This window comes from Acidobacteriota bacterium (genome assembly GCA_035471785.1).
Taxonomy (GTDB): Bacteria; Acidobacteriota; UBA6911; order RPQK01; family DATIPO01; genus JANQFM01.
On sequence record DATIPQ010000152.1, the window covers coordinates 1 to 26,824 of the forward strand.

Annotated in this window: 21 protein-coding genes; 7 read left to right on the forward strand and 14 right to left on the reverse strand. The window is 63.6% G+C overall.

Translation table 11 applies throughout. The annotated features are described in order from the left end of the window. Positions 1–4: 4 nt before the first annotated feature. Positions 5–223, reverse strand: a complete 219-nt coding sequence (locus VLU25_21600) for a hypothetical protein (GenBank protein ID HSR70540.1) — start codon at positions 221–223, stop codon at positions 5–7. A 677-nt stretch (positions 224–900) separates the two neighbouring features. Between VLU25_21600 and VLU25_21605 the strand changes: the two genes are divergently transcribed. Next, positions 901–2,664: a DUF885 domain-containing protein gene (locus VLU25_21605; protein ID HSR70541.1), complete on the forward strand. Its 1,764-nt coding sequence runs from the start codon at positions 901–903 to the stop codon at positions 2,662–2,664. A 32-nt stretch (positions 2,665–2,696) separates the two neighbouring features. Here VLU25_21605 and VLU25_21610 read toward each other — a convergent pair whose 3' ends face one another. Continuing rightward, complete coding sequence (locus VLU25_21610) at positions 2,697–4,763, reverse strand: winged helix-turn-helix domain-containing protein (GenBank protein ID HSR70542.1); 2,067 nt, start codon at positions 4,761–4,763, stop codon at positions 2,697–2,699. Positions 4,764–4,921: 158 nt separating this feature from the next. Between VLU25_21610 and VLU25_21615 the strand changes: the two genes are divergently transcribed. The 3 genes from VLU25_21615 to VLU25_21625 all read left to right on the forward strand — a co-directional run bounded on the left by VLU25_21615 (position 4,922) and on the right by VLU25_21625 (position 7,819). After that, complete coding sequence (locus tag VLU25_21615; GenBank protein HSR70543.1) at positions 4,922–6,049, forward strand: serine hydrolase domain-containing protein; 1,128 nt, start codon at positions 4,922–4,924, stop codon at positions 6,047–6,049. Positions 6,050–6,532: 483 nt separating this feature from the next. Further along, positions 6,533–7,045, forward strand: coding sequence for a hypothetical protein (locus tag VLU25_21620; protein ID HSR70544.1), 513 nt, complete (start codon positions 6,533–6,535; stop codon positions 7,043–7,045). A 9-nt stretch (positions 7,046–7,054) separates the two neighbouring features. Beyond that, positions 7,055–7,819 carry an isoprenylcysteine carboxylmethyltransferase family protein gene (locus tag VLU25_21625; protein ID HSR70545.1) on the forward strand — a complete coding sequence of 255 codons (765 nt, stop codon included), beginning with the start codon at positions 7,055–7,057 and terminating at the stop codon, positions 7,817–7,819. A 364-nt stretch (positions 7,820–8,183) separates the two neighbouring features. On the opposite strand, the gene VLU25_21630 is transcribed toward VLU25_21625, so the two are convergent. The 10 genes from VLU25_21630 to VLU25_21675 all read right to left on the reverse strand — a co-directional run bounded on the left by VLU25_21630 (position 8,184) and on the right by VLU25_21675 (position 20,419). Continuing rightward, positions 8,184–8,606: a gamma-glutamylcyclotransferase family protein gene (locus VLU25_21630; protein ID HSR70546.1), complete on the reverse strand. Its 423-nt coding sequence runs from the start codon at positions 8,604–8,606 to the stop codon at positions 8,184–8,186. A 158-nt stretch (positions 8,607–8,764) separates the two neighbouring features. Further along, entirely contained in the window at positions 8,765–9,328 is a 564-nt protein-coding gene (locus VLU25_21635) for a hypothetical protein (protein ID HSR70547.1), read from the reverse strand. A gap of 16 nt (positions 9,329–9,344) precedes the next feature. Beyond that, positions 9,345–9,941, reverse strand: coding sequence for a hypothetical protein (locus tag VLU25_21640; GenBank protein ID HSR70548.1), 597 nt, complete (start codon positions 9,939–9,941; stop codon positions 9,345–9,347). Next, complete coding sequence (locus tag VLU25_21645; protein ID HSR70549.1) at positions 9,938–10,435, reverse strand: HXXEE domain-containing protein; 498 nt, start codon at positions 10,433–10,435, stop codon at positions 9,938–9,940. The genes VLU25_21640 and VLU25_21645 overlap by 4 nt, the downstream gene beginning before the upstream one ends. A gap of 229 nt (positions 10,436–10,664) precedes the next feature. Further along, complete coding sequence (locus tag VLU25_21650) at positions 10,665–11,897, reverse strand: amidohydrolase family protein (protein ID HSR70550.1); 1,233 nt, start codon at positions 11,895–11,897, stop codon at positions 10,665–10,667. Positions 11,898–11,929: 32 nt separating this feature from the next. After that, positions 11,930–14,353 carry an ABC transporter permease gene (locus VLU25_21655; protein HSR70551.1) on the reverse strand — a complete coding sequence of 808 codons (2,424 nt, stop codon included), beginning with the start codon at positions 14,351–14,353 and terminating at the stop codon, positions 11,930–11,932. A gap of 103 nt (positions 14,354–14,456) precedes the next feature. Continuing rightward, positions 14,457–16,937, reverse strand: a complete 2,481-nt coding sequence (locus VLU25_21660; GenBank protein ID HSR70552.1) for an ABC transporter permease — start codon at positions 16,935–16,937, stop codon at positions 14,457–14,459. Positions 16,938–17,218: 281 nt separating this feature from the next. Further along, positions 17,219–17,602 carry a helix-turn-helix transcriptional regulator gene (locus VLU25_21665; GenBank protein HSR70553.1) on the reverse strand — a complete coding sequence of 128 codons (384 nt, stop codon included), beginning with the start codon at positions 17,600–17,602 and terminating at the stop codon, positions 17,219–17,221. Positions 17,603–18,083: 481 nt separating this feature from the next. Next, complete coding sequence (locus VLU25_21670; GenBank protein HSR70554.1) at positions 18,084–19,670, reverse strand: glycine betaine ABC transporter substrate-binding protein; 1,587 nt, start codon at positions 19,668–19,670, stop codon at positions 18,084–18,086. Then, positions 19,667–20,419, reverse strand: a complete 753-nt coding sequence (locus tag VLU25_21675) for an ATP-binding cassette domain-containing protein (protein ID HSR70555.1) — start codon at positions 20,417–20,419, stop codon at positions 19,667–19,669. Before VLU25_21675 ends, VLU25_21670 begins: the two co-directional genes overlap by 4 nt. Before the next feature lie 229 nt (positions 20,420–20,648). Between VLU25_21675 and VLU25_21680 the strand changes: the two genes are divergently transcribed. From VLU25_21680 to VLU25_21690, 3 genes are all read left to right on the forward strand, one after another. Further along, complete coding sequence (locus VLU25_21680) at positions 20,649–21,389, forward strand: pyridoxine 5'-phosphate synthase (GenBank protein ID HSR70556.1); 741 nt, start codon at positions 20,649–20,651, stop codon at positions 21,387–21,389. 17 nt (positions 21,390–21,406) lie between these two features. After that, positions 21,407–22,378, forward strand: a complete 972-nt coding sequence (locus tag VLU25_21685) for a glycerophosphodiester phosphodiesterase family protein (protein HSR70557.1) — start codon at positions 21,407–21,409, stop codon at positions 22,376–22,378. Positions 22,379–22,552: 174 nt separating this feature from the next. Continuing rightward, a complete protein-coding gene (locus tag VLU25_21690; GenBank protein HSR70558.1) occupies positions 22,553–24,505 on the forward strand; it encodes a glutamate-cysteine ligase family protein in 1,953 nt (650 codons plus the stop codon). Positions 24,506–24,517: 12 nt separating this feature from the next. On the opposite strand, the gene VLU25_21695 is transcribed toward VLU25_21690, so the two are convergent. Next, positions 24,518–25,201: an NAD(P)-binding domain-containing protein gene (locus VLU25_21695; protein HSR70559.1), complete on the reverse strand. Its 684-nt coding sequence runs from the start codon at positions 25,199–25,201 to the stop codon at positions 24,518–24,520. Positions 25,202–25,216: 15 nt separating this feature from the next. Continuing rightward, positions 25,217–26,824, reverse strand: a 1,608-nt coding sequence (locus tag VLU25_21700) for an ATP-binding cassette domain-containing protein (protein ID HSR70560.1), incomplete at its 5' end; no start/stop codon positions are given.

Consider the following 26,824-nt stretch of genomic DNA (forward strand, 5'->3'; position numbering starts at 1 on the left):
GGCCCTACGATTCGGCCAGACAGACGCACTCGGTACAGCAGGGGTTGTTCATCACACACGCCGGTTGGCCGTTGAGACCGCACTTGGGGATGCAGTCAAAGGCGGTGACGCACTCGTCCAGGCAACAGGCCTGAGCGGTCCCGGGTCCGAGCGCCACTCCCATTCCCACCAGCATCAAGAGGGCCAAAGCCCCCACAATCAGTAAACGGATGGAGTTTTTCATCGGATCTCCAATCGATGTTTATGCGGTTTCAGAAAAGGCAGGCACAGCCCCGGCAGCAGGAATTCACCATGATGCAAACACCCGCTCCCTTGGCGCCGCAGACAGAGTCGCAGTCACGGTCGCGACGGCATTGGTCGATACAGCAGGAACTGGCTTCAGCCCCGATCGGTTCAAGAGCCACCCATAATGCGGCAACGACCAGAATCAGGCCCAAAGCGACAACCGCGATCCGGCAAATAGGTTTCATAACTCATCTCCAGCAAGTCGAATTGTTAAATAATGAATTATTGTAAACGTGCCGGGACCAAATTGCAATGGCCTTTCGCACTCATAACTTGAACAGGTTGCGCCCGGGAGAGCGGTAGGCCATCATGATCGGCACGGTACGACTAGTGCTGCCGGCCACAAATTCTGAGCCCGGGTTTCCCTTTCCGGTCCCTGAAAGGGAGAGATTGGCCAGCCCAGCGACTGTGTTAAAAGTCAAATCCGGGCTCGCTGAAGGCGGGCGATTCGCCAGCCCAGGGTCAGCCCCGGCGAGCGCACGCGAGACGGCGGCGCCACCCTGGGTTCAAGAACGGCCGAGGGCCGAACGCTGAAAGTGTGAGATAACGGACCGGCAGGCTCAAAACCTTGACGCGCTGCACTAGGCCACCAAGCAACAGAAGGGGTAGAGGATGATGAAGCGGATTCTTGTTTTATCGGCATTCATGGTTGCGATGGCCGCCTGTGGCGGGGCTCCCGAGGATCCTGGCCGAGAATTGCACGCCATTTTCGACGAAACCTGGGATTTTCAGATGAAGGAGAATCCGCTCTTCGCCACTTCCACCGGCAATCACCGCTACGATGACCGCTTGCCGAACGCCTCGGCTGAGGCCGAAGAGCGCCGCGCCGAGTACTGGACGGGGATCCTGGAGCGGCTCGACGCCATCGACCGCGCCGCGCTCTCGGCCCAGGACCAGATCCACTACGACATCTTCCGCCAGCAGACCGAAAACCGCATCGAAAGCGTCCGCTTCAAGGACTATCTCATCCCCGTCAACGCCGACAGCGGCTTTCACATCGGATTCGCCCGCCTGCCCGACCGCGTGCCGCTCAACAACGGCGACGACTACCGCAACTACATCGCCCGTCTGCGCGCCTTTCCCGAGTACATGGATCAGCACATCGAACTGATGCGCCAAGGCCTCTCCATCGGCTTCACCCAACCGCGGGCGGTACTGGACGGATACGAGCTGTCCATCGAGTCCCACGTGGTGGACGACCCCGCCGAAAGCGTCTTTTTCAAGCCTTTCCGCGACTTTCCCACGGCCGTGGGCGAAGACCAGAGAGCGGAATTGGAAGAGCAAGGGAAGGCGGCCATCCGGGAGGCGGTGGTGCCGGCCTATGCCAGCTTTCTCGATTTCTTCCTCAACGAGTATCGTCCAGGAGCGCGCGATACCCTCGGGGCCTCGGAGTTGCCCGATGGCGAAGAGTACTACGCCTTCCTCATCCGCCGCTTCACCACCCTCGACCTGAGCGCGGAGGAGATCCACCAGACCGGGCTGGATGAAGTGGCGCGCATCCGCTCCGAGATGGAACAGATCATCGGGGATGTGGGATTCGAAGGCGACTTCGCCGAATTTCTCGCCTTCCTGCGGACCGATCCCCGCTTCTACCCCGAGACGGCCGAAGAACTGCTCAAAGAGGCCAGCTACATCGCCAAACGCATGGACGCCCAGCTCCCCAGGCTCTTCAAGACCCTTCCCCGCCTGCCCTACGGCGTGGCGCCGGTCCCCGAGGAGATCGCCCCCAAGTACACCGCCGGACGCTATGTAGGCGCCCCCGTCGGCAGCACGCGTCCGGGATATTACTGGGTCAACACCTACGCCCTGGACAGCCGCACCCTCTACACCCTGGAGGCCCTCACCCTGCACGAGGCCGTGCCCGGACACCACCTCCAGAACGCCTTGCGCCAGGAACTCGAAGACCTGCCCAACTTCCGCCGCTTCGGAGGTTTTTCAGCCTTCGGCGAGGGCTGGGGACTTTACAGCGAATGGTTGGGACTGGAAGCCGGTTTCTACACCGATCCCTACAGCAACTTCGGACGCCTTACCTACGAGATGTGGCGGGCCTGCCGCCTGGTGGTCGACACCGGACTGCACGCCATGGGTTGGACGCGCCAGCAGGCTCTCGACTACCTGGCCTCCAACACCGCCCTCTCGCTGCACGAGATCGGCACCGAAACCGACCGCTACATTTCCTGGCCCGGCCAGGCCTTGGCCTACAAGATCGGCGAACTCAAGATCAAGGAAGTGAGGCGAAAGGCCGAGGCCGAGCTGGGAGAGCGGTTCGATCTGCGGACCTTCCACGACGCCATCCTGCTCAACGGCTCCATCCCTCTCCCGGTGCTGGAAAAGCAGATCGACGCCTACATCGAATCCCGCCGAAAGGCAGAACCTTAGAGCGGCAGGATGTTCTTAGTAGTGGCAGGGCCTCACCGCCACTCGGCCATGAGAATGTCGCTCTCACTGCGGTCCAAGCGGGTGAGAAGAAAGTCGCCCGCCGGCGTAAGTGCCATGCCGCCTCCCTGGTAGAGCCGCCCGGGAATGGCCACGCGCTGGGCACCGTCACCCAGCCTATGGCTGTGCAGGTAAGAGCCGGTCGGCGTGTGCTCCAGGTAGTAGAGGACTCCAGGCCCAAGGGTCCATTCCATCCAGGCTCCCGCGGCGGGGCCGGCGGTAAGCAGGGTTTCGGGGCCCTCGGGCAACGGCTTGCGCCACAATCCCGGACGGCTGTGGCGGGCAAAGTAGAGAAACTTGCCGTCGGGCGACTCGATTCCCCGGATGGCTCCGCCCGAAGCCGCCACCGCGCCATCCTCTCTCCGCTGGCGGTCAATCACCCGCAGTTGCCACTGGCCGCCCTGGTCCGATCCGAAGTAGATGCGCCGCCCGTCGCTGGAATAGGACGGCGCGATTTCGTTGTGGGGACTGTCGGTGAGGCGCACGGGGACGCCTCCCGCGGAAGAGACCTGCAACAGCTCCGCCTGGCCCGTGGAGCGGTCGGAGAAGACCAACCGCTCTCCATCAGGACTCCAGGACGGTCGTCCCGGAAGCACCGAGGGGTCGGTCAGCCGCTGCGTCCGCCCCGAGACAGGACTGTAGGTCCATAAGGCCGGATACCCCGAACGCGTTGAGGCAAACGCCACCCTGCCGTCGGATGCTGCCGCCGCGGCAAGGTCCCAGCGAGTTGATGGGGCCAGCGTTTCCTTAAAACGCACCGTTCCTGTCGCCTGCACTTGCGCCGACCAGATATTGCTCTGAAACTCCTTGTACTCGAAGACCAGACGGCGTGAGGCCGGCGACAGGTAAGGATCGTGCAGTTGTCCGCCCAAGTCGCTGCGGGCGCTGGCCTTCCCGGAAGCGTCGGCTGGGACGCTCCACAACAAATTGACGAAATCGCGGCTGCTGGCGAAGAGAATCCGGCCGTCGTCGGGGGTCCAGGAGAGTCCCATGATGGACTCGCTCTCGAAAGTCAATTGGCGGGTGCGGCCGGAGACCAGGTCGGTGACGAAGAGCTCTTCCACCCCGGCTACCTCAGCCCGGGCGAAAGCCAACTGCTTCCCATCGTTGGAAAGCGCCAGGTCGCGGTCGCCGAAAGCGTATTCCGGGGGACGGGTCACGGGCTGCCGCTGCCCGCTTTGCAAATCAAGCCGATAGACGGCCGAGGGCGGACGCCCATGGGCGGGCAGGTCGGAGAAGTAAAGGTAGCGGCCATCCGACGACAAGGCCAGATCGGGAATGTCGCCCGTATTGCAACGGGTCAGAAGGGTCTCCGATACCTTCCCCGGCCCGGCGCCGCCCTCACCTTCAAAATCGACGGCGTAGATCCCTTCCTCGCCCGCTGCCGAGCGCACAAAGGCGATTCTGCCGTCGTTCAAGAACAACGGGTTCTTGTCTTCGCCCGCATGGTCGGTGAGCCGACGCGGCGACGATTCCCCTACCCGTTGCAGGTAGATATCGAAATTGTCGCCGCCGGGTCCGTCCCAGGAGAAAGCCAGCAAGTCGCCGTCGGGCGAGAGCGCCGGGTCCAGTTCCGATCCGGGATAGGCCGTCAGAGGAATGCCGCGCCGCAATCCGTCTGCCCGCGGCGGGTCCCAGGAGAAGAAGAAGCTCAAGGCCACCGCCAAAACGGGGACGATCAGGGCCAGCCAGAGCAAATGGCCGGCGTACCTGCTCCTGGTGCCGCAGGCAAGGCCGGGCGAAGGCACTTTGTGCTCCTCGGCTTGGCGGGGAACGCATAGCAAGCGGTACCCGCCCTTGCGGATCGTCTCTACGTAGCGGGGAGAACGGGCCTCGTCGGCCAGCGCCTTGCGCAACTCCGAGATGCAGCGCGAGAGCACATGCTCGGTGACGTGCTCGTGAGGCCATACCCGATCCATCAGGGCCCGCCGCGAAACCACCTCGGGAGCCTGCCGGGCCAGCTCCTGCAAAACACGCATCACCTTGGGTTCGAGCAGGCGCTCTCCGCGCTCGCCGACGATGCGGTTCAAGGAAGGGAACACGTCCCATTCCCCAAGACGATAACTCGAAACCTCTGTGCCGCCCCTCTGCATTCCTTCCATTGTAACCTCAAGGCCCAGGCCGACCCCCTCAGACAAGGATGAGGATTTCCTCAGGCCAACCTCAAGCGATGGCTCGGATTCGCTGCTAAGCTGATCTCATGTTTACCCTGAAGACTCTTCGCCCTTACCTCTTGCTCAGCCTGGTTCTGCTTTCCAGAATGGCGGCCGCCTCTCCTCCCTGGACGGCCCAGGAAGCCGAAGAGGAGGCCCTGGCCATCGCCCGGGAAGTCCTGCAGCAGAACCGGCTGCCGGGCCTGGCGGTCACCGTTCTCCGCCAGGGCGAGCCGGTCTTCTCTCAGGGGCTGGGCTATGCCGACCTGGAACTGAAGGTGAAGGCGACTCCCCACACGCTCTTCCGTATCGGGTCGCTCTCCAAACTGATCACGGTGGCGGCCCTGGCCCGCCTTCAAGAGCAAGGGCTCATCGAGTGGGACGACACGCCCCAGAAGTTCGTTCACTTTCCCGACAAGGGACATCCCATCACGCTGCGTCAGTTGGCTTCGCACACCTCCGGCATCCGCCACTACATAGCCGGAGATCCTCGAGGCTGCGGACCCATCACCGGACCCGACGGCCAACTCCGCCTGCAAGGCTGGGACACCCTGCAAGATGCCCTGCCCCTTTTCGCCGAAAGCGACCTGGTTTTGGAACCTGGCAGCGGATATCAATACTCGACCTTCGCCTACACGCTGCTGGGCGCCGTGATGGAGAAGGTTGCCCAGAAGCCGTTTCTGGAGGTGATTTCAGAGCAGGTCTTCGCACCCCTGAAGATGGAACACAGCACCACTGACCGCAACATTCCGCTCATCGAGAACCGCAGCGACTTTTACGTCATTCATCCTCAAAGCGGTCAGGTCGGCAACGCTCCCTGCAACGACAGCAGCTACAAGTGGCCCGGGGGCGGGTTGCTCTCGTCCAGCAGCGAGTTGGCGGCCTTTGCCGCCGCCCATCTCGAACCCGGCTTCCTCAGGGCAGAAACCCTGCAATCCGTCTTCGCCCCTCAGCCCAATGCCGCCGACCGCGACTACCGGGTAGGACTGGGATGGCGCATCGGCCAGGACGAGCAGGGACGCACCATCTACCACCACGGCGGCGCCATCATGGGCGGACGCGCCTTCCTGTTGGCCTACCCCGAGGAGCAGGTGGTGGTCGTGATGCTGGCCAACACCTTCGCCCGTTTCGGCCGCCCGGAAGCCCTGCGCCTGGCCGCCCTCTACCTCCCCTAATAAGCCCAGCCGCCTGAAAAGGAGCACCCGCACGCCGATCTCCCTAGCCGGGTGGGAGGCTTTGTGCGGATGACCGCAAGGATAGCTCCCACGGTTGCTGCCACCATTGCTAGCCGCCTGGTGGGAGGCGCGATCCAGGCAATGACTCAACGCGACTCCTCAACAACAGGACCGACCACCCGCTCCAGGCCTAGCGGGCGGCATTTCCGACGCCCGCCTCGCGCACTTCGCCCTTCGAAAACCGCAAATCGCACGTCCGATGATCCCTCCTCCCACCCTTCTTCGCATGTAAGGGCGTAGCGCGACGAGAAGACGCGCTGCAAGAGTGACCGAACGTCACCCTACCGGCGCCGGCCGCGGCGGGCCCATCGTGACAGCCCGCTGCGACTGCGCAAACAACACTTCGGTGCTTCTCCCATTGCCCTGTGCGGGGCGCGCTGATGGTCGGCGCGTCCCGCAAGGCCACGGCTGACGAGGAAGATCATGTTGGAGATCATCCTGGAAAAGTGGATCTGGTTGTTGATGGCGTCGGCGGCCTCCTTTTCGGCCCTGACGGTCTTCACCGTCCGCTACGGAAAGGGCTTGGCCTGGCGCATGAAAGCGGCAGTGGGTTTCCACCTCTTCTTCGGGCTCTGGTTCGCCGTGCTGGGCACTGGACACCTGGTGGCCATCACGGCCAAGGCACTGACCGACCAATTGCCCCAAGACGTGGGGCTGCTCTTCCTGGTGCCCTTCGGATTAGCTCTGGTTCTGCCAGGCTGCCTGCTCTTGATGAGCCTTCCGGGAATGGCGGACCTTCAGACTTCAAGCTGCCGCACGGCGGCGGCGGCCGACCTGTGGCTGGCCGTCCTGCTGGCTTTGACGGCAGCCCCCCTGGCGGCGGTGCCCGCCGCCGGACTGTTTCTTTTGACCTCGCTGGTCGAAGACTGGGCGGATCTGCTCTGCCGGCCTTGGACCCGCGAGATCCGCAAATCGCCCTCCAGGGGCGGGAATTAGGAGTGAACTATGAAACGCATCGCAGTTTTTATCTACGGCGTCATCAGCTACGCCATCTTCTTCGCAACTTTTTGCTACGCCTACGGATGGGTGGGCAACATCCTGGTGCCCCGCTCCATCGACTCGGCTCCCGAGACTTCGCTGGGCGCGGCCCTGCTGGTCAACCTGGCGCTGCTCACCGTCTTTGCCGTGCAGCACAGCGTCATGGCGCGTCCGGCCTTCAAGAAGGTGCTCACGCGCTACATCCCCAAGCCGGCTGAACGCAGCACCTATGTGCTCTTTTCCAGCCTGGCCATGATCGCCATGTTCTACTTCTGGCGTCCCATGGGCATCACCATCTGGCAGGTCGAAGACACCGTTGGACAAGGCATCCTTTACGGACTGTTCACCTTCGGATTTCTGCTGGTCCTGGTCAGCACCTTCTTGATCAACCACTTCGACCTCTTCGGGCTGCGCCAGGTCTGGCTCTATCTGCGCAAGAAAGAGTACACCCGCCTGCGCTTCACCATGCCCGGACCTTACAAGATGGTGCGGCACCCGCTCTATGTGGGATGGCTGTTCGCCTTCTGGGCCACTCCCCACATGACCCTGGCCCACCTGGTGTTCGCCTTGGCCACGACGGCCTACATCCTGGTGGCCATTCAGTTGGAGGAACGCGACCTGATCGCGGAGCACGGGGACAACTATGCGGCTTACCGCCGCAGCGTCCCCATGCTGGTCCCCTCTTTCTCGCGCCGCGGCAAGGCCCAGGGCCGATCCGAAGCTGCCGCTTGAACCGCCCTATCCCGCTCCACGGGGGGAGCTGCCTCGGGCGGTTCTCCAGGGGCGGCGGCACCCGCCGCCGCCCCCTTTTTTCTTATCCTTCCAACCGGCTACTTTAGTCTCCCCGAATGGCCCCCGCGGGATCAGTCCAGAGAGCAACCTGCCTCAAAGGACCGAGCGGAGATGCGCCTCCCACCCGCCGACTATCCTTTCCACCCACCAACCCCATCGCCGGCTATACCATCGCGGCGAGCCTTGCTCGACCTGGAAACCAATCCGCAAGCCGCGTGACAGATGGGCCCGGCGTCCGGTGGAGCGATTCGTTAGGGGCCGCCGCTGCTGCCCGCCGTTCGATTAGGACCACGAGGTCTTCTGTTCAGGTCGCCTGCGCTCTGATCTGCTCGACGTAATCAGCGGGCAGACCCAGCTCACCTGCCAGCGACAGCAGCGAACGTGCATAGTCGACGTTCTTACCTTCCAGCTTTTGCTCGGGAAGGTTGTAACAGATTGCGGATGCCGGAGATCCATCCGAGAGGACGACGGAAACCGGTTCTGAGACATAGTCGGCCACGCTCTCATCAGAGTAGAGCGCTTCCACATCCTTGGCTTGCAGCATCATGAGCACACCATGAGCTCTGTTTCCGTGCTCCCGCACCAACGTCGCGCGGCTGCCGATCCGAATTCCATAGCCCTCGAGGTGTCCGATGGCCGCACTCGACGGACGGATTCCCTTCGAAGCCAGCAGCGACTCGTCCATGAAGAGCCCGTAAAAGAATACCGCGATCGTTTTCTCGCTCACCCGCTGCCTCCATCCGCGTGCATTTCAGCGCCGCCTGCCTTCCGATAATATCTCAGCTCCCTGGAGGGAGCTTATGCACCCAAGTCCTTATTGGACAGACACTTGTTCGTTCCCGCAGTCCCGATTCGAATGGTCTAGACCATGGCGCCGCGCCCGCTTCAATCGATGGTCTCCAGGAAGATCCCGGTGAAGAGCCGGTGCCTCCGCAAGATCTCTTCTCGTGAGTCCCGCTGAATCAACTCGGTCACCGTAAAGTGCTCTATACCTCGTTGTGACGGGTGAGATGCTTTAAGTATTACAAGTTGGAAGCGACCGCCGGTGTCGCCCGCCTTTAAGTCGAGCACGGATTCGTCCGACCCATGGCCCAGATTGCCTTGATGTCCGGCCGACGTGACCTCGTGCGCAAGGTCGTCTGCCACCAGGGTCGGGTTATCGATGTCAGAGATGTCCACATAGTACGAATCTGACCAGGCGCTGATCTTGATGAAGTCCCGACCGCATGTCATTCCGTGCGTCTGGAACTCCTCCAGTTCGACTGGGGCCAACTGCTCGATTCCGATGTCTTTTCCGAAGCGGACGATGGTGAGAATGTGGCTGCTTTTCTCGCCGACCCAGCGCATCTCATAGGCGAGATAACCGTTCCCAGTGCAGAAGTAGCCGTCGCTGTCGGCCAAGACGAAAACACCGGAGAATGCTGCCAAGAGGATCAAAAGCACTGTCATCGTTCTCATCTCGCTGTCACCTCGTATCGTCTGTGGCGGATGCGGCAAGCTGAAGGGAGATCTTCCAGGAGAACCACATGACTCCCGCGTCCAGAGGCAGCATGTTGACTCTTTGGGCGTGGTTCCAGAGGGCGAAGAGGTAGCGCTCGGGGCCGTATAGCGACCGGACATGAGAATCGCCCACAAACAGAGCCGAGCTCACCGCCGAAACGGCCAGGAGGACGAGCGTTGCCGTGAGAAGCGGGACGTAGCTGCGGGCCTGGCACCAGCGGGCCAGCATGATTCCGCCCACCACGAGGCCCAAATAGTAGGCAAACTCCACCACCAGGAAATTTCCTGCCAGGAATATGGAAACGGCGAATTCGTAGACCGCCAACACAGCCAGCAGCCCCAGCACCTTGGGATGAAGAATGCCGGCGCCCTCTTGACCCGCAGTTTCCCTCCCGCCACGGGCCAGTAATCGGACCACAAGAGCCCCCGCCAGGAGGACGACGAGCGTAAAGGGAACGATGAGGAAAAGGGTGCCGATGAAGTCGTCGCGGTAAGGACTGCCCAAGATCACGAACAGGTTCAAGACGATGAGAGCGGCGATGACTGCAAGCGTCGGCCTCATGGCTCGGCGAACGTCCTGTCGTGAGCTGGATCGGTTAACTGAAACAGCCTCCTGGTGATGAGGATACCCATCAGGCCAACCAGCGGAGAGGTGAGGAGGCCGGGGAAATAGCCGCCTGTATAGAGGGACAAGAGCGGGTGGAAGACCAGGTTCAGGCAGCAGGCTAAGGCCAGGAACCAGACGGGGAAATAGGCGGCGCTCATCCCCCGCAGAATTCCCGCGGCGGCGAGCACCCAGAGGGCAATGGCGGCAACGTTGAAGGTCACGAAGAACTCTCCCGACAAGGGCGCCAGCCCGAATAAAGGGGGATAGACGAGGTGCAGTCCGGTCAGGAACTCCTCGAGCATGTGCAGACATTGGCAGGCAACCCCGAGCAGGAATAACTCGACCAACCCGAGACGCTCGGCGGCACCCAGGGAGCGAGGGGGACGCAGCGCCGTAATGACAACAGCCAGGAACAGCACCAGATAGACCGCTGCCGGGGCCAACAACATGCTTTGGGGGTCATTGGGCATGGCCTTTTCTCCGACTATTTGGTTTGTGTTCTCTAAGGTCTAGATTATGTCACATTTTCTTTGGCCAGGACGCAAGAGAAGTGGGGGGATGCGCCGGTCAAGGAACCGCTCTAGGGCCACTAGGTGGCCAACAAGTTCACACACGTGTCAAGTTTCAGTGACCGCTGTGAAGGCCCAATCGCTCTCGGCGGTATGAGGCTGCTCGCTATTACTTGAAAACGATTCTGCCGCCGCGCACGGTGTAGCGGACGTCGGCCAAGGCTGCGGGGTCGACGGCGGGATCGGAGGAGAGGACGACGATGTCGGCGTCCATCTGGGGGGCCAGGCGTCCTCGGCGGGAAGACTCGCGAAAGCGCCCGGCCGGAGCCGTCGTCAGAGAGGCCAAGATGTCACGCCAGTCGAGTCCGGCGCCGGACATAAGTCGATACTCGTCACCGGGGGAGTAGTCGGTCAAGTATCCCACGTCGGTGCCGAAAAGCACCTGTCCGCCGCCATCGGCGAAGTCGCCGACGATCTGTTGGATGCGGGCGATATTAGACTGGCCGCCGAAGAGCTTGAGGGTGGGGACCATGGCCACGGCGGAAGCCTGGAGGCGGTGGCTATCAGACTCGTCCCAGCCGCGCAGATCGCTGGGAGCGTGAGCCAGCACGTCGACACCGGCTTGTAGAGCCACCTCCACTCCGGCTTGATCGGATGGATGGGAAAACACCAGCTTGCCTTGCCGATGGGCTTCCTCGGCAGCGGCTCGGGCGATCTCCGTGGACATGGGCAGGACGCGGCCGCGCTCGACCCAGGAACCAGTGAAGAGCTTGACCAGGTCGGCGTCCTGCGACAGTTGGCGTTGCACGACCTGAGCGGCTTCCTGAGGTGTCTCGGGCGTGTGGAGGAAGGGCAGGACCTGTGGCGGCAACGACTCGCGCAGGTAGTAGGGTATTCCGTCCACTGGATAGATGGGCGTGCCCGCCGTGAGTATCCGGGGACCCGTCACTTGGCCGGCTTCGATGCGGCTGCGCAGAGCCAGCGTGGCGTCCAGCGCCGAACCCGTATCGACGACGGTGGTGAATCCGTAACGCAACAGCATCTCCTCAAGCTTGGAGGAGAGTTGCTCAGCAGCCTGTGAAGCTACGTCCTGCCACTTGTCTTCGGTGAAATGGACGTGACTGTTCTGGAATCCGGCGACGACAAACATCCCGCTGCAGTCGATCACCTCCGCGTCGGCAGGGATGGCGACCGAGTCGCGCGTCCCCAGGTTGGAGATCCTGGGGCCCTCGACAAGCACGACGCCGTCAGCAATTGGAGCCGCGGTTGGCGAAGGATAAATTGTTCCCCCCACCAGCGCCAGCGGTTGGGACTGAGGAGAGTCGCCGGGCTGGGGCGGCGATTGACAGCCCGGAGTGGCGAGCAAGGCCACACACAACAGCAGAACCATAGCTCTCTTCATGGCTGGAGATTAGCAGCAATTGATGCCGCCTGTCACTCGCTGCGCAAAGCAGTGAGGGGGTCGACGCGGGTGGCGCGGCGGGCGGGAATCAGGGAGGCCGCAACAGCTACCGTGAGCAGCAGCAGACAGACCCACACGATGGTAAGAGGATCGTCGGAGCGCACGCTGTAGAGCTGGCTTTCCATGAAGCGGGTCAACCACAAGGCGGCGCCCACGCCGATGACGATGCCGACGGCGGCCAGGATGAGGCTGCCTCTGGCCACCAAGCGGTAGACGTCGGCACGGCGGGCTCCCAGCGCCATGCGGACTGCCAGCTCGTAGGTCCGTCGGCGGATGGCGTAGGAGAGCACCCCGTAGACGCCTCCCAGCGCCAGGGAAAGGGCGACGGCGGCGAAGACGCCCATGAGCAGAGTGTTGAAGCGGCGCCCGGCCACCGAATCGTCCACCACCTCCTCCATCACCTTGACGCGGTAGACGGGCTGCTCGGGATCGATTTCGGCCACCTTGCGGCGCACGCTCTCGGCCAATCCGGCCGGAGGCAGAGAGGTCCTCAGCACCAGGCTCATGTTGCGGCGGACGGACTGGGCGAAGGGGAAATACATCTCGGCCAGCGGACGCCGGTGCAGCCCGGCCCCGCGCACGTCGCCCACCACGCCCACGATAGTCATCCATCCGTCGTCGCTCTCGGGATAGTCCCAGGCGATGCGTTTGCCGATCGGGTCCTGGCCTTCCAGGAAGCGCTCGGCGAAGGCCTGGTTGACCATCAGCACCTTGCGCTGTTCGTTCTCTCCGAAGCCGACCATCCGTCCGCTCAGCAGCGGAATGCCCATGGTCTGAAAGTAGTCGCCCGCGATGGTCCGCGTCTCAGCCAGCGGCTGCTGGCTGGGAGGCACCTCAGGCATGCCTTCGATGACGATATTGCCGTTCCATCCCCAGTTCTGCAGGGGCAGCAGGTTGATCATGCCGGCCGCCTCGACCCCTGGCAGGGCGGGCAACTCGTTCTCGAGGCGGCGGTAAAAGGCGATCAGTTCCTCGGCTTCGTCGTAGCGGGGTCCAGCCAGGGGCACGCTCAGGGTCAGCACCCGTTGCACGTCGATGCCGGAGTCCACTTCGAGCAGCCGGGAGTAGCTCTTGAGGAGCAGTCCGGCGCCGATCAGCACCACCACGGCCAGCGCCACCTCGGCCACCACCAGTCCGCCGCGCAGCCAATCGCGGGAAGACCCCGCCGAGTCGGTGGAACTCCGTTCCTTGAGCGCTTCTCCGACGTCGAAGCGGGAGGCGCGCAGGGCCGGAAAGAGGCCGGCTAGAAGAGCCGTCAGCAGGGAGGCTGCGAGGCAGAAGGCCAGCACCGCCGGATTCACGCCCACCACCTGACCCTGGGGAATGCTGGTGCCGGGCAGCGAAGAAAGCACCCGTACGGCCACCACGCTGAGCACCATTCCGGATGCGCCTCCGCCCAGCGCCAGCAAAAAGGTTTCGGTGAGCAACTGGCGGGCCAGCCGGGCCCGGCCGGCACCCAGCGCGGCCCGCACGGCCAGTTCGCGGCGGCGGCCCACGGCTCTGGCCAGCAGGAGATTAGCCACGTTGGCGCATCCGATGAGTAGTACGATGGAAACCGCGGCCCACAGCGTCCACAGCGCTTCGCGGCGCGAATCGGTGAGCGAGCCGTGCAGGGAGCCCACGATGACATCGCGCTTGTCCTGGGCCGCCGGGTAGGCCTGGGCCAACCGGGCGGCAATGGCGCTCATCTCGCTTTGCGAACGCTCCAGGGTCACCTCCGATTTGAGGCGGGCCAGCACCGACAGCCAATGGCTGCCGCGGGCGTTGAGTTGGCCTTCGCTGTAGGTGAGAGGCGTCCACAGTTCGGAATCGGAACGTGGCGGCATCTGGAAAGTGGCCGGCATGACGCCGATGATCTCGTGGGCGACACCGTCCAGCGAGAGGCTCTGGCCCACGATGTCGGGATCGGATCCGAAGCGGCGTTCCCACAGGCCGTAGCTGAGCAGCACCACCTGGTCTTTGCCGGCCTGGTTTTCGCCGGACTGGAAGAAGCGACCCTTGAGAGGATCGACTTGCACGACCTGAGCCATCTCGGGCTCGACCCGCGCCCCGGGCACCAACTGAGGACGCTCGCCTCCGCTGAGGGCATAGGTGGTGTTGGAATAGGCTGCAATCTGCTGGAAGACCGAGTTCTGCTGCCGCCAATCAAAGAGGTTGGGAACCGATACGGAGCCGCGTCCGGTGCCGCCGGAATGCTGAAATGTCTCCCACACCCGCACCAGGCGGTCGGGTTCAGGATAGGCCAGGGGTTTCAGCAACACCGCGTGAATGACGCTGAAGATGGCCGTGTTGGCACCGATGCCTAATGCCAGAGACAGCACCGCCAAAAGCGTGAACATGGGGGCTTTGACGAAGTGCGCCAGCGCGTAGCGGATATCCTGTCCCAAGCTCTTCATTCTCGTCCTCCTCGCTCCCTAAGACTCCCCAGGCCGAGCTTGGTTAGCCTCCAGTGAGACGAGGCGGACGAGAAGAAGGTTGTCGGCAACCGGTGGCAGGCCCTTACTCGGTGCGCAGGGCTTGCATGGGATCGACCTTGGTGGCGCGACGGGCCGGAATGAGGCACGCGGCAAGGGCCACGGCTGCCAGCACCAGCGGCACGGCCAGGAAGGTCAGCGGATCACGGGCACCGACCCCATAGAGCAGTCCGGCGATGAACTGGGAAAGTCCCAGTGCCGCCAGCAGGCCCAGGACCAGGCTGAACACCACCAGGCGCAGTCCCTGGTTGAGGACCATCCTGACCAGATCGGTCTTCTGCCCGCCCAGGGCCATGCGGATGCCCATCTCCTGGCGGCGTTGGCTGACCGAATAGGAGATCACGCCGTAAATGCCGACGGCGGCCAGGAAGAGCGCGGTGGCGGCGAAGATGGCCAAAAGCAGCGTGTTGAGGCGCTGGGGAGCCACGGCCTCGTCGATATCGGTCCGCATGGTGCGGATCTCGGTCAGAGCCAGTTGAGGATCGATCTGGCGCAACTGAGTCCTGATGAGCGGCAACAGCATACGGGGCTGGGCGCTGCTGCGGACGGCAATATTCAGTCCGCGCAAGGCTTTCCATTGGGGATGCAGCAGGGTGGCGTCGGGTTCCTGCTCGTAGGCGCCGTAAAGGTGGGGAAGCGAGGGCTGGTCCATGGCCTGATTCTTGATGTCGTCGACAACGCCCACCACGGTGTAGGGCTGAGGCCGCCCGCCCACGAAGACCTGGGCGCCCAGAGGGTCGCGATCAGGAAAGTACTGCTCCACGGCCGCTTCGCTGATCAGCGTCACAGGCTGGGATCCGGCGCGGTCTTGCTCATTGAAGGCCCTTCCCCGCAGCAGGCGGATGCCCATGGCGTCCAGGTAATCGCCCGTTATCCAGCCGAAGACCACCGAACTCATGGCGACCTCGGCGGGGTCCTGGTCCTGGCGGCGAAAAGACCGGCGCTCGGTGATGGCCAGCGGCAAATCGGTGGACGCGCCCACCGACTGCACCGCGGGCAGTCCCCGCAGCCGCTGCTGCAATTCGTCGTAGAAGGTGCGGATCTTCTGGGCCTGGGGATAGCCGGCCAGGGGCAGCTCGACCTGGGTGACGAGCACATGGTCGGGCTGGAACCCCGGGTCGGTCGACATGAGCGCGTCGAAACTGCGCAGCAGCAGCCCGGCGGCGATGAGCAGCACGATGGCCAGAGTCATCTGAGAGACCACGAACGCCCCCTGCAAGCGGCTGGAGGCTCCCCCCGCCCCCTGGCGTCCGCCCTCGCGAAGGGCTTCCTGGATGTCCTGGCGGGTGGCCCGCCAAGCGGGTATCAAGGCGAAGAGCAAGGCCGTGCCCAGCGAGAGCAGGAAGGTGAAGGCCAGCACCGGAAGGTTGATGGCAATGCCCTGGCTCTGGGGCAAGCCAGCGGGAAGGAGAGTCCTGAGCAGAGGCAGACAGGCGAAGGCCACGGCCAGTCCGGCCAGTCCTCCCGTCAATCCCAGCAGCAGGCCTTCCAGGAGCATCTGGCCCAGCAGACGGGAGCGTCCGGCCCCCAAAGCGCTGCGCAGAGCCAGTTCGCGACGGCGCCCGGCGGCCCGCACCAGCAGCAAGTTGGCCACGTTGGCGCATCCGATCAGCAGCACCAGCAGGACGGCGGCTTGCAGGACCAGCAGAGGCGTGCGCAGGTCGCCCACCAACTGCTCGAAGAGGGGATTGAAGACGAAGAAGAGCGTCCGTTCGCCGCCTAGAATCTGCTGCACTTGAGCGGGATAGGCCTCCTGGGCCCGGCTGGCCAGCAGCGAAGCCTGCGAACTCAGCCGCTCGGGACCGACCCCCGGCTTGAGGCGCGCCACCACCATGTGGGCGAAGTTGCTGCCGTAACCCTGCAGTTCGGCTGCCGTAAAAGCGCGGGGAATCCAAATATCGGCATTCTCAGAGCCGCCGGAGATCCAGGGAACGGGGAGCTGAAAGTGGTCGGGCATGACGCCCACCACTTCATAGGGGGAGCGGTCGATCAGGATGGATTCTCCCACGATGGAGGGGTCGGCGCTGTAGCGCTGTCTCCACAGATGTGCGCTGATCACCACCGACTGGTGTCCGGGCTCATCCTCTTCAGCCGACAGCCAGCGTCCCTGCAAGGCCGGGGTGCCCAGGGCGCGGAAGAATCCGCTGGTGACTTTGAAGGCCACAACCCGCTGCGGAGTCTCCCCTCCTCCCGAGAGTTCGAAGTTGCCGATGGTGACAGCCCCCAAATCTTCGAAGATGTCCTGCTGCTCCTCCAGCAGGCGGTAGTCAGGCGGGGAGAAACCGACCCGGTCGAATCCCAATTTGGGAACCGAGGTCCAGCCCGCCACCAAACGTTCAGGCTGCGGAAAGGGGAGTGATGACAAGAGGGCCGCGTTGACCACGCTGAAGATGGCTGTGTTGGCCCCGATGCCGAGGGCCAGAGTCAGAACTGCTACAGCCGTGAATCCGGGGTTCTTGGCCAGCACGCGCCAGCCGAATTTCAAGTCTTGTTTCAATGTGCCCATGATTGCACCTCTTCTTCCAACTTGGTGATGGAGCGAGTAGCCTCCGCCCGGCTTGGCCCGGGTTTTAAGCCTGCGCTCGAGAAAGGCGGCAGAAGGGGGACGAAATAAATCGGCCACCCCTCCGACCCAAACGTGAATCCATCCCATGAGTCCCCGGCGAGACGATTCGCGATGGAGCATGGAAAGGAAGAGCTCTTCCATGTCGCGGGCGTGGCGGCGCCCTTCTCGGCCTGCCAAAAGGCCGAGCAGGAGTCGGTAGACACGCTTGGACAGCGGAAAGCTCATCCCTTCTCCCCTTGGGCGGCCTCCTGCAGGTCTTGGGCGAGTCCGCCGGCGGCAGGAAGTACGCGCCGCTTGTGGGCCAGGCGCAGGTAGCTTTCCATGCGGCGCAGTTCCTCGGCCAGGCGTTCCCGGCCGGCTTCGGTGAGGCCGTAAAAGCGGCGGCGGTCTTCCTCCAGTCCAGGAGCCTCCGGCCCCTGGCGTTCCTCGATCCATCCGGCCTCGGAAAGCGACTGCAACGACCCGTAAAGCATCCGCGGCCACAGCCGCATCCGGTCATCGGTCTGGCGCAGCACCTCGCGCTGGATGCCCAGTCCGTGCAGTTCTTTGTCGGCCAAGGCCAGCAGAATCTGAAACCACTGGGGTTTAAGCAATGTTTCTTCCATGCCGCTCATAGTATCACCTGGTATAACGTTAGACCGACGGGAAGCTTAACAGGTTGGGTCTTTTTTTGCGCATCGGGCACGGGGAAGCACGCCGGGCATGTTCGGCGCGCTTCCCCTTTTAGGGCACTGAGCGGAAGGGAGTTGGGCCCAGAAGGGCCGAGGGGTTGCTGGGGAGGGCGCCGCCCTCGGGGAGCGACGAGCTTGGAAAGGAAAGATGTTTCTCAGAGATTCCTGTCGATGGCCGGTGCGCAGTTAATGCCACAACGTGCGAGGGAGCGGGGGAGGCGCTACCCAACGCTCCGCTCAGCACGCCGGTTTCGGGCATACTCATCTCAAGCTGCGGCACCGCCGGGCCTCCTAGAGATCAATCCGAATGAGCAAAGGTCCGAACGCTGAAAGCGCGGAATAACGCGACGCGGTGGCTCAAAACTTGTGACGCACTATACTAGCGCCAAAGGTTATCTCGGATGTGTGATCCGGATCACTTTTTGTCTTGGCTCAACCCTCGGGGACGCAGAGCTTTTTCCAGCAGGCCTAACAGGGCGTCGGCGGCGAAGGCCAGAGCGGCGGCCGGAATGGCTCCGGCCAGGATGCGGCGGGTGTCGGAAAGCTGCAGTCCTGTGACGATGGGTTCGCCCAGTCCGCCGGCCCCGATGAAGGCTGCCAGGGTGGCCGTTCCCACCGTGATGACCCCGGCCGTGCGCACCCCGGCCATGATGACGGGAACGGCCAGCGGCAGCCGCACCCTGGCAAGCACCTGGAGATCGGTCATGCCCAAGGCGGTGGCCGCCTGCACGGCTTGAGGATCGGCGTCGCGGACGCCCGTGTAAGCGGCCCTGAGGACGGGGAAGATGGAGTAGATCCAAAGCGCCGTCAGAGCCGGAATCACGCCGATTCCCAGCAGCGGAACCATGAAGGCCAGCAAGGCGATCGAGGGGATGGTCTGAGTCAGTCCCACGGCGCGGATCACCGGCTCGGCGATGCGCCGCCGCCGCTCCAGCAGCAGGGCCGCGGTCAAAGCCACCAGGGTCCCGGCCACAAGAGCTGCCAGCGAAAGCCCCAGGTGTTCCAGGGTGCGCCGGGCCAGCATCCCGCGCTGCTGATAGACGAAGGCCAGGAAGCCGGCGCGAGAGTCCGAGTCCGAGACGCTCCCGGCGGATTCCTCCAGCAGCCCCATCTGGCTCAGGGCCTGACGGGCCACGTCGCCCTCGGAGGCGCCGCTCTCCTGGAGTCTGCGGTTGAGCCGCCGCATGTGGTGGGCGTCCAGAGCCCCGGCCAGCAGTTCCAGGGTCATGACGGCGTCGGGATGGCGGGCCAGCAGATCTTCACGCACCAGCGGCGCCGCCTGGTAGGGCGGGAAGAAGTTCTTGTCGTCCTCCAGAATGACCAAGTCGTGGAGCAGATTGCGTCCGTCGGTAGTGTAGACGTCGAGGACATCGATGTCGCCCTGCCCCGCCAACTGGTACTTGAGGGCCTGCTGGACGGCCCGCTCTCCGGCCAATTCGAACTTGTAGGCGTCTTTGAGTCCCGGCAAGCCGTCGGGACGCTGCATGAACTCGAATCCGAAGGCGGCTTGAAGCCGGGGCCCCACCCGTGCCAGGTCGGAGATGGTCCGCAGTCCCTCGCGCCGGGCCACATCAGACCGCACGGCGATCTCGTAGGCGTTCTCGAACCCCAGCGGCGAGAGGAAGGTCAGCCCGTGCCGCCGGTGCAGCTCGCGACGCAGGCGCAAAAGGTCGATGCGCGGGTCGCGGCTGCTCTCCATCCCCAGCAGCGAGACCAGGGCGGTTCCGGTGTACTCGGGGTAGACGTCCAGTTCGCCGCCCTGAATGGCGGCAAAGCAGATGTCCGACCCGGCCAGTCCCAGGCGTCGTTCCACCTTCAGGCCGGTGTGGGCTTCCAGCAGTTGAGCGAACATTTCGCCCAACAGGCGGTTCTCGGCGAAGTTCTTGGATCCCACCACCACCGTGCCGGAAGTACCGCTCGATTGCGCCTGTGCCAAAGCGGCGCCGGCCCCCGCAGCCACGAGCATCAAGAGCAGCAGCCGGCAGGCAGGAACACCTCTCATGATCTCGCCTCCCGCATCTTGAGCAGGCTCTTTACGTAGGAACTCTCAGGACTGTCGCGGAGATGCCGGGGCGGGGCGGTTTGCTCGATGCGTCCCTGGCGCATGACGGCGATGCGGTCGGCCAGACGGAAGGCTTCGTCGAGATCGTGGGTGACCAGCAGCATCGTCTTGCCCAGGGTGTCCTTGAGGTGCAGGAAGTGTTCCTGCAGTTCCAGCCGGGTGAGGGCATCGAGGGCGCCGAAAGGTTCATCGAGCAGAATCACCTCAGGATCGGCGGCCAGGGCCCGGGCGAAAGCCACGCGCTGGCGCTGGCCGCCGGACAGCTCGCCGGGAAAGCGGCGGGCGAAGACGTCGGGCTCGAGGCCGACCAGGTCGAGCACCTGACGGGTGCGCCGGGCCCTCCTTTCCCGAGGCCAGTTGAGGAGCGAAGGAACCAGTTCGACGTTGCCTCGAACGGTCCAGTGGGGGATGAGTCCGCCTTCTTGCTGGACGTATCCCAGGCTTCGCCGCAAGGCGATCACATCCCCGGACCGGACGTCCTCTCCCCGTACCATGACGCTTCCGCCGCTGGGATCGGTCATGCGGTTGAAGAGCCGCAGCAAGGTCGTCTTGCCGCACCCGCTCTCCCCGATCAAGACGACGGTTTCGCCCGCCTCGACCCGAAGCGAAACCCCATCCAAAGCCCGCACCCCGCCCGGGTAGATCTTGACCACCTCCCGAGCGTGGAGAACGGCGGTTTCCTCCGTCATAGCCGTCAGCCTAGCACACCCCCAGCCAACCGCTCTCCAAGCTGAGCAAACCTTCTTCCAAAGTAAGTGCGCCGCCGCCCGGCGCCTGCCGATTCTTTTCGGAGAGGTGACGATTCCCGTGCGGTGGGGGGAGTTGTGCGTCCTGTCGGCCGCGAGGCAGCCAAGAACCGCTCTTGACTTGCGGTAGGGTTGTGGAGCAGGCTTTGAGTGGCATCGAAGGAGGTGAACGGTGACTCATTTGAGCGTCAACCTGAACAAGGTCTGTTTGGTGCGCAACGCACGCGGAGCCGACCATCCCAAAATCGAAGACGTGGCCCGTCTCTGCATCGACGCCGGATGCCGGGGGCTGACGCTGCATCCGCGCGTGGACGAGCGCCATGCCACCATCGACGACGTCTACCGGCTGGCCCGCATGCAAGAGGTGTCCTCAGGGAGAATCGAGTTCAACATCGAGGGAGATGCCCGCGAGGGATTGCTGGAGGTGGTCCGCGAAGTCAAGCCCACCCAGTTCACCTTGGTGCCCGCCAAGAGGGAGGAACTCACCACCGAGAGGGGCTGGAGACGCGATGAGGACGGGGAAGAGGACATTGACAAGGCGATCGACGGCGTGCCCTCCCGGACCCGCATCAGCCTCTTCGTAGACGCGCGAAGCGAAGAGGTGGAGCTGGCCGCAGATAAGGGTCTGGCGGCGGTCGAGTTCCACACCTTCTTTTACGCCCAGAGCTTCGGAACATCCGAAAACGAAGAGGTTCTGAAGGGCATTCAGAAAGCCGCCTCACTGGCCCGCCGCAGGGGCTTGCGGGTTCACGCCGGACATGACCTTAATCTGGCCAATCTGCCCAAGCTGATCGCCGGCATCCGTCCTGACGAGGTGTCGATCGGGCAAGCGCTCGTGACCGACGCGATCCTGATGGGGATGCCTCTCAGCACCGAAGCCTACTGCCAGGCCATCTCCAAAGGACAGCCATGAGAAGAGGCTGCGCGGCAATGCTGTGCGCCGCAATGCTGATAGTGCTGGCGGCCTGCGCCGGAGAGGCCGAGCAAGGTCAAGGATCGGATCCGGCGGGAGGACCTATGCGGGCCTACGTTCCATTTCCCCACTACCAAGACAAATCGAAGGTGCTTATCGCGCATCGGGGCGCCTCGGCCTACGCGCCCGAGCATACCCTGGAGGCCTATAGCCTGGCCTTGCAGCAGGGCGCCGATTTCGTGGAACAGGACTTTCAATTGACCCGCGACGGCATATTGGTCTGTCTGCATGACCGTACGCTGGAACGGACGACCGATGTGGAAGAGGTGTTCCCCGACCGCTACCGCGAGGAGAACGGCCAACGCCGCTGGTTCGTGCACGACTTCAGCTTGCAGGAGATCAAGCAGTTGGACGCGGGATCTTGGTTCGGTTCCGAGTTCGCGGACGCCCGCATCCCTACCTTCGAGGAAGCCGTGCAACTGGTGCGCGGCAGAGCCGGCCTCTTCCCGGAACTGAAAGAGCCCGCCGTCTATCGCGAGATGGGCCTGGAGATGGAGAGAATCGTGCTTGAGGCGCTCAGCAGACACGGATTGGACCGCCGGGACTCCGACACACCCGTCATCCTGCAGACCTTCGATGCGGTCAGCGCCCGCCTTTTGACCGCTCAGTTCAGGACGCGGTTTCCCGTGGTCCTGCTGCTGGGCCGAGACAACTACACCGATTGGGGATCACCCGAACGCCTCAAGGCGGCCTCGGTCTTCGTGGCCGGAATCGGCCCCAACAAAGCCCTCATCGAGTTGCAGCCCGACCTGGTGAAGTGGGCGCATGACAACGGCCTCAGCGTCACGCCTTACACCTTCCGCGCTTCCGACGTCGGCAAGGGCTACGACAGCCTCCAGGAGGAGATGAACACGTTCCTCCACCAGTACGGTGTGGACGCTCTTTTTACCGACAATCCCGACCTCTTCCCCCGCCCCCAAGAGCGGTAGCGAGCGACCTCTTACCGCCGAGAGCAATTGGGCCTTCACCGCGGTCGCTGAAACTTGACCCGTGTGTGAACTTGTTGGCCACCTAGTGGCCCTCGTCGAAGAATCCTCTCTAACCCTTTGCAGAGGCTAGGCTTTTTGCTATTGTTATCGCACTGCAAGGAGGGTATCCCTCTTATGGGCGAACATGATGTCCGCGATGGCGGGGTGGATGAGCGTCGTCTCTTCATGAAGAGCCTGCTCAACGACGTGCGGGCGCTGGAATTCATGCTCGAGAACGACCTGATCGAAAGCGGCGTACGAAGGATCGGCGCCGAGCAGGAGGTCTTTCTCGTCAACCGCAGTTGGCACCCCGCTCCGTTAGCCATGGAACTGCTCAGCGAGCTCGGGCATCCCGACTTCACCACCGAGCTGGCCCGCTTCAATCTGGAGTTCAACCTGTCGCCGCTCGACTTCGGCGGCAACTGCCTGAAGCGGCTGGAGGAGCAATTGAGCGGACACCTGGCACGCCTGCGCGAAGCGGCTGCCCGCCTGGGCTTGAAGGTTTGCCTGACGGGCATCTTGCCCACCCTGGCCAAGTCTGACATGGACTTGCGCAACATGGCTCCCCGTCCCCGCTACGTGGCGCTCAACGAGTCGCTCAAGCGGCTGCGCGGAGCCGACTACGAGTTCTACATCGAGGGCATCGACGATCTGCTCATCCGCCACGACAACGTCATGCTGGAAGCCTGCAACACCAGCTTCCAGTGCCATTTTCAAGTTGGCCACAAGGAGTTCGCCAAGCTCTACAACGTGGCCCAGTTGGTGACGGCGCCGCTGATGGCGGCCTCGGTCAACTCGCCGCTGCTCTTCGGAAAGCGCCTGTGGAGAGAGACCCGCATCGCCCTTTTCCAGCAGTCGATCGACACCCGCAAACCCACCTCTCACGTCAGGGAAGCCCGCTCGCGCGTCAGCTTCGGGACTCACTGGCTGGAAGAGTCGGTACTGGAGATCTTCAGGGAAGACATCTCGCGCTTCCGCGTGCTCTTGGGGGAACAGATCGACGAGAACCCGATCGAAATGCTGCAAGAGGGGAAAGTGCCCCGCCTCAAGGCTTTGTGTCTGCACAACGGAACCGTCTACCGCTGGAACCGTCCCTGCTACGGCATCAGCGACAACGGCAAGGCCCACCTGCGCATCGAGAACCGGGTGATTCCGGCAGGCCCCTCGGTTCTCGACGCGGTGGCCAACGCAGCCTTCTACTTCGGAATGATGTCGGGCGTCAGCGAGCACTACGGAGACGTTTCCAGGCTGATTCCGTTCGCCGAGGTCTCCAACAACTTCCTCAACGCCGCCCGCTCGGGCCTGGCGGCCCAGTTCACATGGTTCGAACGCAAGACCCTGCCGGCCCAGGAGCTGATCTGCAAGGAGCTGATACCGCTGGCGCGGGAAGGCCTGGTGCGGCGGGGCATCGATTCGGGCGACGTGGACCGCTATCTGGGCGTCCTGGAAGAGCGCGTGGATAGCTGCATGACCGGCTCTCAGTGGCTGCTGGACTCCCTCCGGGAACTGGACGGTCAAGGAAGCCAGGGACAACGCATGGCGGCCCTGGTGGCGGCCACCGTAGACCGTCAGAGTGCCGACCAGCCCGTCCACAAGTGGAAGCTGGCCCGACTGGAGGAAGCCGGCGATTGGCGTCCCAGCTACATGCGGGTCGAGCAGTTCATGACCACCGACCTCTTCACCGTCACCGAGGAAGACACCCTCGATCTGGTCATCCAATTGATGAACTGGCAGCGGATTCGGCACATTCCCGTGGAAGACCACCAGCATAACCTGGTGGGGCTGATCTCTTACCGGTCGCTGCTCAAGTACTTCGGCGAGCACGTCACCGCCGACCGCAACGACAAGGCCGTTTCCGTGACCCGCATCATGAAGACCGAGCCCCTTGCGGTTCCGCCCGAGACTTCCACCGTAGAAGCCATGCGCATCATGCATGAGAACGGCATCGGCTGTCTGCCGGTGGTCAAGAACGAACGGCTGGTGGGAGTGGTGACCGAGCGCGACTTCATGAACATCGCCCGCGACCTGCTCACCAAGTCGCTTCGCTACGCGGATGGGCCGGAGAAGTCAGATCCTCTGGACGAATAGGCCCGGTCCTCTCTAGCCTTCCCCGATTCCCTGGACTTTGAAACGCCCCAGGCGGCTCTTGTGGCGGATGTTGAGTCCGATCACCAGCATGGTCATGGCTTCCAAGGCCTGGCAGTAGCGCAAGGGACCGGCGTCGATCCAGCGCACGCCTGCAATGCTGTCCAGCACCTGGCGGGCCTGTTGGCGGACCTGTTCGGAGTCGCCGCAAATGAACTCGTGGCAGTCCAGCGGCCGGTCGAGATGGCACAACAAATGGGCCGGGATGGTCTTGAGGGCGGCCGCCATGCGGACCTCCTCAGGCAGGGCTTGACGCAGCAGCTCGCTTCCCGAGGTGGTCGGGAGGCGGCGCAGGCGAGGGCCCTTGTCGAAATAAAGGGGCACGGTCACATCGATGAGCAGATGACGGCTGTGCCAAAGAGGCCCGAGTTCCTCGATGAGCGCTTGGGCGTGGTCGAAAGGGACGGTCAAGAAGAGGGTCTGGCAGAGAGAGGGCAACTCGCTGTTTTCGTGTCCCGCCACGGAACCGGTATCCGCGACGGCCCGTTCGGCCACCTGGGAGGCCACCTCGCGGGCAGCTTCCCGAGCGCGTTGAGCGGAGCGTGAACCGATGCGGACGGAGACACCCCGCAGGGCCATGCGGGCCGCGATGCCGCGTCCTTCTTCGCCCGTCCCTCCCAAAATTCCTATGCTGGACATGGCGCAGATTATACGTCAGGAGACGATTTTGGCTTCCAGTTCGCTCCAGCGCTCGTAGAGCTGCTTGACGCGGTCTTGGGCCTGGCGCAGGCGTTGGTAGCGTTCCTGCAGAGCGTGGGCGTCGCTGGACACCGACGGGTCTTCGGCGGCCTCACGGGCCGCTTCCAGTTCCTCTTCGGCCCGCAGGATGCGTTCCTCCATCTGTTCCCACTCGCGCTGGTCGTTGTAAGAGAGCTTCTTAGGCCGCCGGCGGCGTCTTTCTTCCGATTCGCTTTTGCCGCGGGCCTTCTCGCCGGCGGACTGCTCCTCCTGCTGGCGGCGGTTGAGCATCTCCCGCTCCCACTGCCAGTAGTCGGCCACGTAGACGCTGCCTCCGCGTCCGTCCAGTCCCAGCACCAGGTTGCTCACGCGGTCCAGCAGGTAACGGTCGTGGGTCACCAGCACCAGTGCTCCGGGAAAGCTGGAGAGGCTTTCTTGCAGCACATCCAGGGTGGGGATGTCGAGGTCGTTGGTGGGCTCGTCCAGCAGCAGCAAGTCGGCGGGGCGCAGCATGAGGCGGGCGATGAGCAGGCGGGCCCGTTCGCCGCCCGACAGACGCCAGACGGGCAAGGGGAGCTGTTCGCGGCGGAAGAGAAAGCGGTCAGCCCAGGCGTTGACGTGAAGGGAGCGTCCGCGGTAGATGACGGCGTCTCCTCCCGAGGGCGTCAGGGCTTCCTTGAGGCTGACCTCGGGGTCCAGTTGTTCCCGGTGCTGGTCGAACCACACCGTCTCCAGCCCTTCCTTGCGGACGATCTGTCCGTCATCGGACTCCAGATCTCCCGCCAGGCAAGCCAAAAGGGAAGTCTTGCCGCTGCCGTTGGGCCCCACCAGTCCCAGCCGCAGGCCGGGCGAGAGCAGCAGGTCGAGATCGTCGAAGAGGCGCTTGCCGCCCCTCGACTTGCTCAGGCCCTGGGCGGCCAGCAGTTCCTTGCTGCGGGTTCCCGAGGCGGCGAAGCCCATCTCCACGGCGGAGGTGCGGCGGCGGGCACGCATTTTCTCCAGGCGCTCGATCATTTCGTAGGCCGAGTCCTTGCGGTGCTTGGCCTTGCCCGCGCGTGCCTTGGGGCCGCGGCCCAGCCATTCCCTCTCCCGCCGCACCCTTGTGGCCAAACCTTTCTCGCGCTTGGCTTGCGCTTCCCAAAAGTCCTCCTTGGATTGCAGGAAGTCCCGGTAGCCGCCTTCATGGACGAAGCGCCCCTGCGGGAAGGCAGGGCTGAGCTCCATCATTCGGTTGGCGTAGCTGCGCAGGAAATAGCGGTCGTGGCTGACCGCAGCCGAGGCGAAGGAGGCTGTCACGAGGAGGTCCTCAAGCCACAGGATGCTTTCGATGTCGAGGTGGTTGGTGGGCTCGTCGAGCAGCAGCAGGTCGGGGGCGTCGGCCAGGGCGGCGGCCATAGCCAGGCGCTTGCGGAATCCGCCCGAGAGCGAACCGACCTCCAGTCCGCTGTCCTCAATCCCCACCCGGCTCAGGCAGATCTCGGCACGGGAACGCCGCTCGTAGTCTTCCATGCGGTGGTCGGTGATGCCGCTCAGGACGACCTGCAAAACGCTTTGGGCGGGGTCGTACTTGTTTTCCTGAGCCAC

Bases quoted from the DNA above. Each gene is read 5' to 3' on its own strand.
- VLU25_21620 (HSR70544.1), top strand. From the start codon at position 6,533: ATGTTGGAGATCATCCTGGAAAAGTGGATCTGGTTGTTGATGGCGTCG.
- VLU25_21625 (HSR70545.1), top strand. From the start codon at position 7,055: ATGAAACGCATCGCAGTTTTTATCTACGGCGTCATCAGCTACGCCATC.
- VLU25_21635 (HSR70547.1), bottom strand. From the start codon at position 9,328: ATGACAGTGCTTTTGATCCTCTTGGCAGCATTCTCCGGTGTTTTCGTC.
- VLU25_21660 (HSR70552.1), bottom strand. From the start codon at position 16,937: ATGGGCACATTGAAACAAGACTTGAAATTCGGCTGGCGCGTGCTGGCC.
- VLU25_21650 (HSR70550.1), bottom strand. From the start codon at position 11,897: ATGAAGAGAGCTATGGTTCTGCTGTTGTGTGTGGCCTTGCTCGCCACT.
- VLU25_21690 (HSR70558.1), top strand. From the start codon at position 22,553: ATGGGCGAACATGATGTCCGCGATGGCGGGGTGGATGAGCGTCGTCTC.
- VLU25_21655 (HSR70551.1), bottom strand. From the start codon at position 14,353: ATGAAGAGCTTGGGACAGGATATCCGCTACGCGCTGGCGCACTTCGTC.
- VLU25_21645 (HSR70549.1), bottom strand. From the start codon at position 10,435: ATGTTGTTGGCCCCGGCAGCGGTCTATCTGGTGCTGTTCCTGGCTGTT.
- VLU25_21640 (HSR70548.1), bottom strand. From the start codon at position 9,941: ATGAGGCCGACGCTTGCAGTCATCGCCGCTCTCATCGTCTTGAACCTG.
- VLU25_21695 (HSR70559.1), bottom strand. From the start codon at position 25,201: ATGTCCAGCATAGGAATTTTGGGAGGGACGGGCGAAGAAGGACGCGGC.
- VLU25_21600 (HSR70540.1), bottom strand. From the start codon at position 223: ATGAAAAACTCCATCCGTTTACTGATTGTGGGGGCTTTGGCCCTCTTG.
- VLU25_21675 (HSR70555.1), bottom strand. From the start codon at position 20,419: ATGACGGAGGAAACCGCCGTTCTCCACGCTCGGGAGGTGGTCAAGATC.
- VLU25_21605 (HSR70541.1), top strand. From the start codon at position 901: ATGAAGCGGATTCTTGTTTTATCGGCATTCATGGTTGCGATGGCCGCC.
- VLU25_21615 (HSR70543.1), top strand. From the start codon at position 4,922: ATGTTTACCCTGAAGACTCTTCGCCCTTACCTCTTGCTCAGCCTGGTT.
- VLU25_21685 (HSR70557.1), top strand. From the start codon at position 21,407: ATGCTGTGCGCCGCAATGCTGATAGTGCTGGCGGCCTGCGCCGGAGAG.
- VLU25_21670 (HSR70554.1), bottom strand. From the start codon at position 19,670: ATGAGAGGTGTTCCTGCCTGCCGGCTGCTGCTCTTGATGCTCGTGGCT.
- VLU25_21665 (HSR70553.1), bottom strand. From the start codon at position 17,602: ATGGAAGAAACATTGCTTAAACCCCAGTGGTTTCAGATTCTGCTGGCC.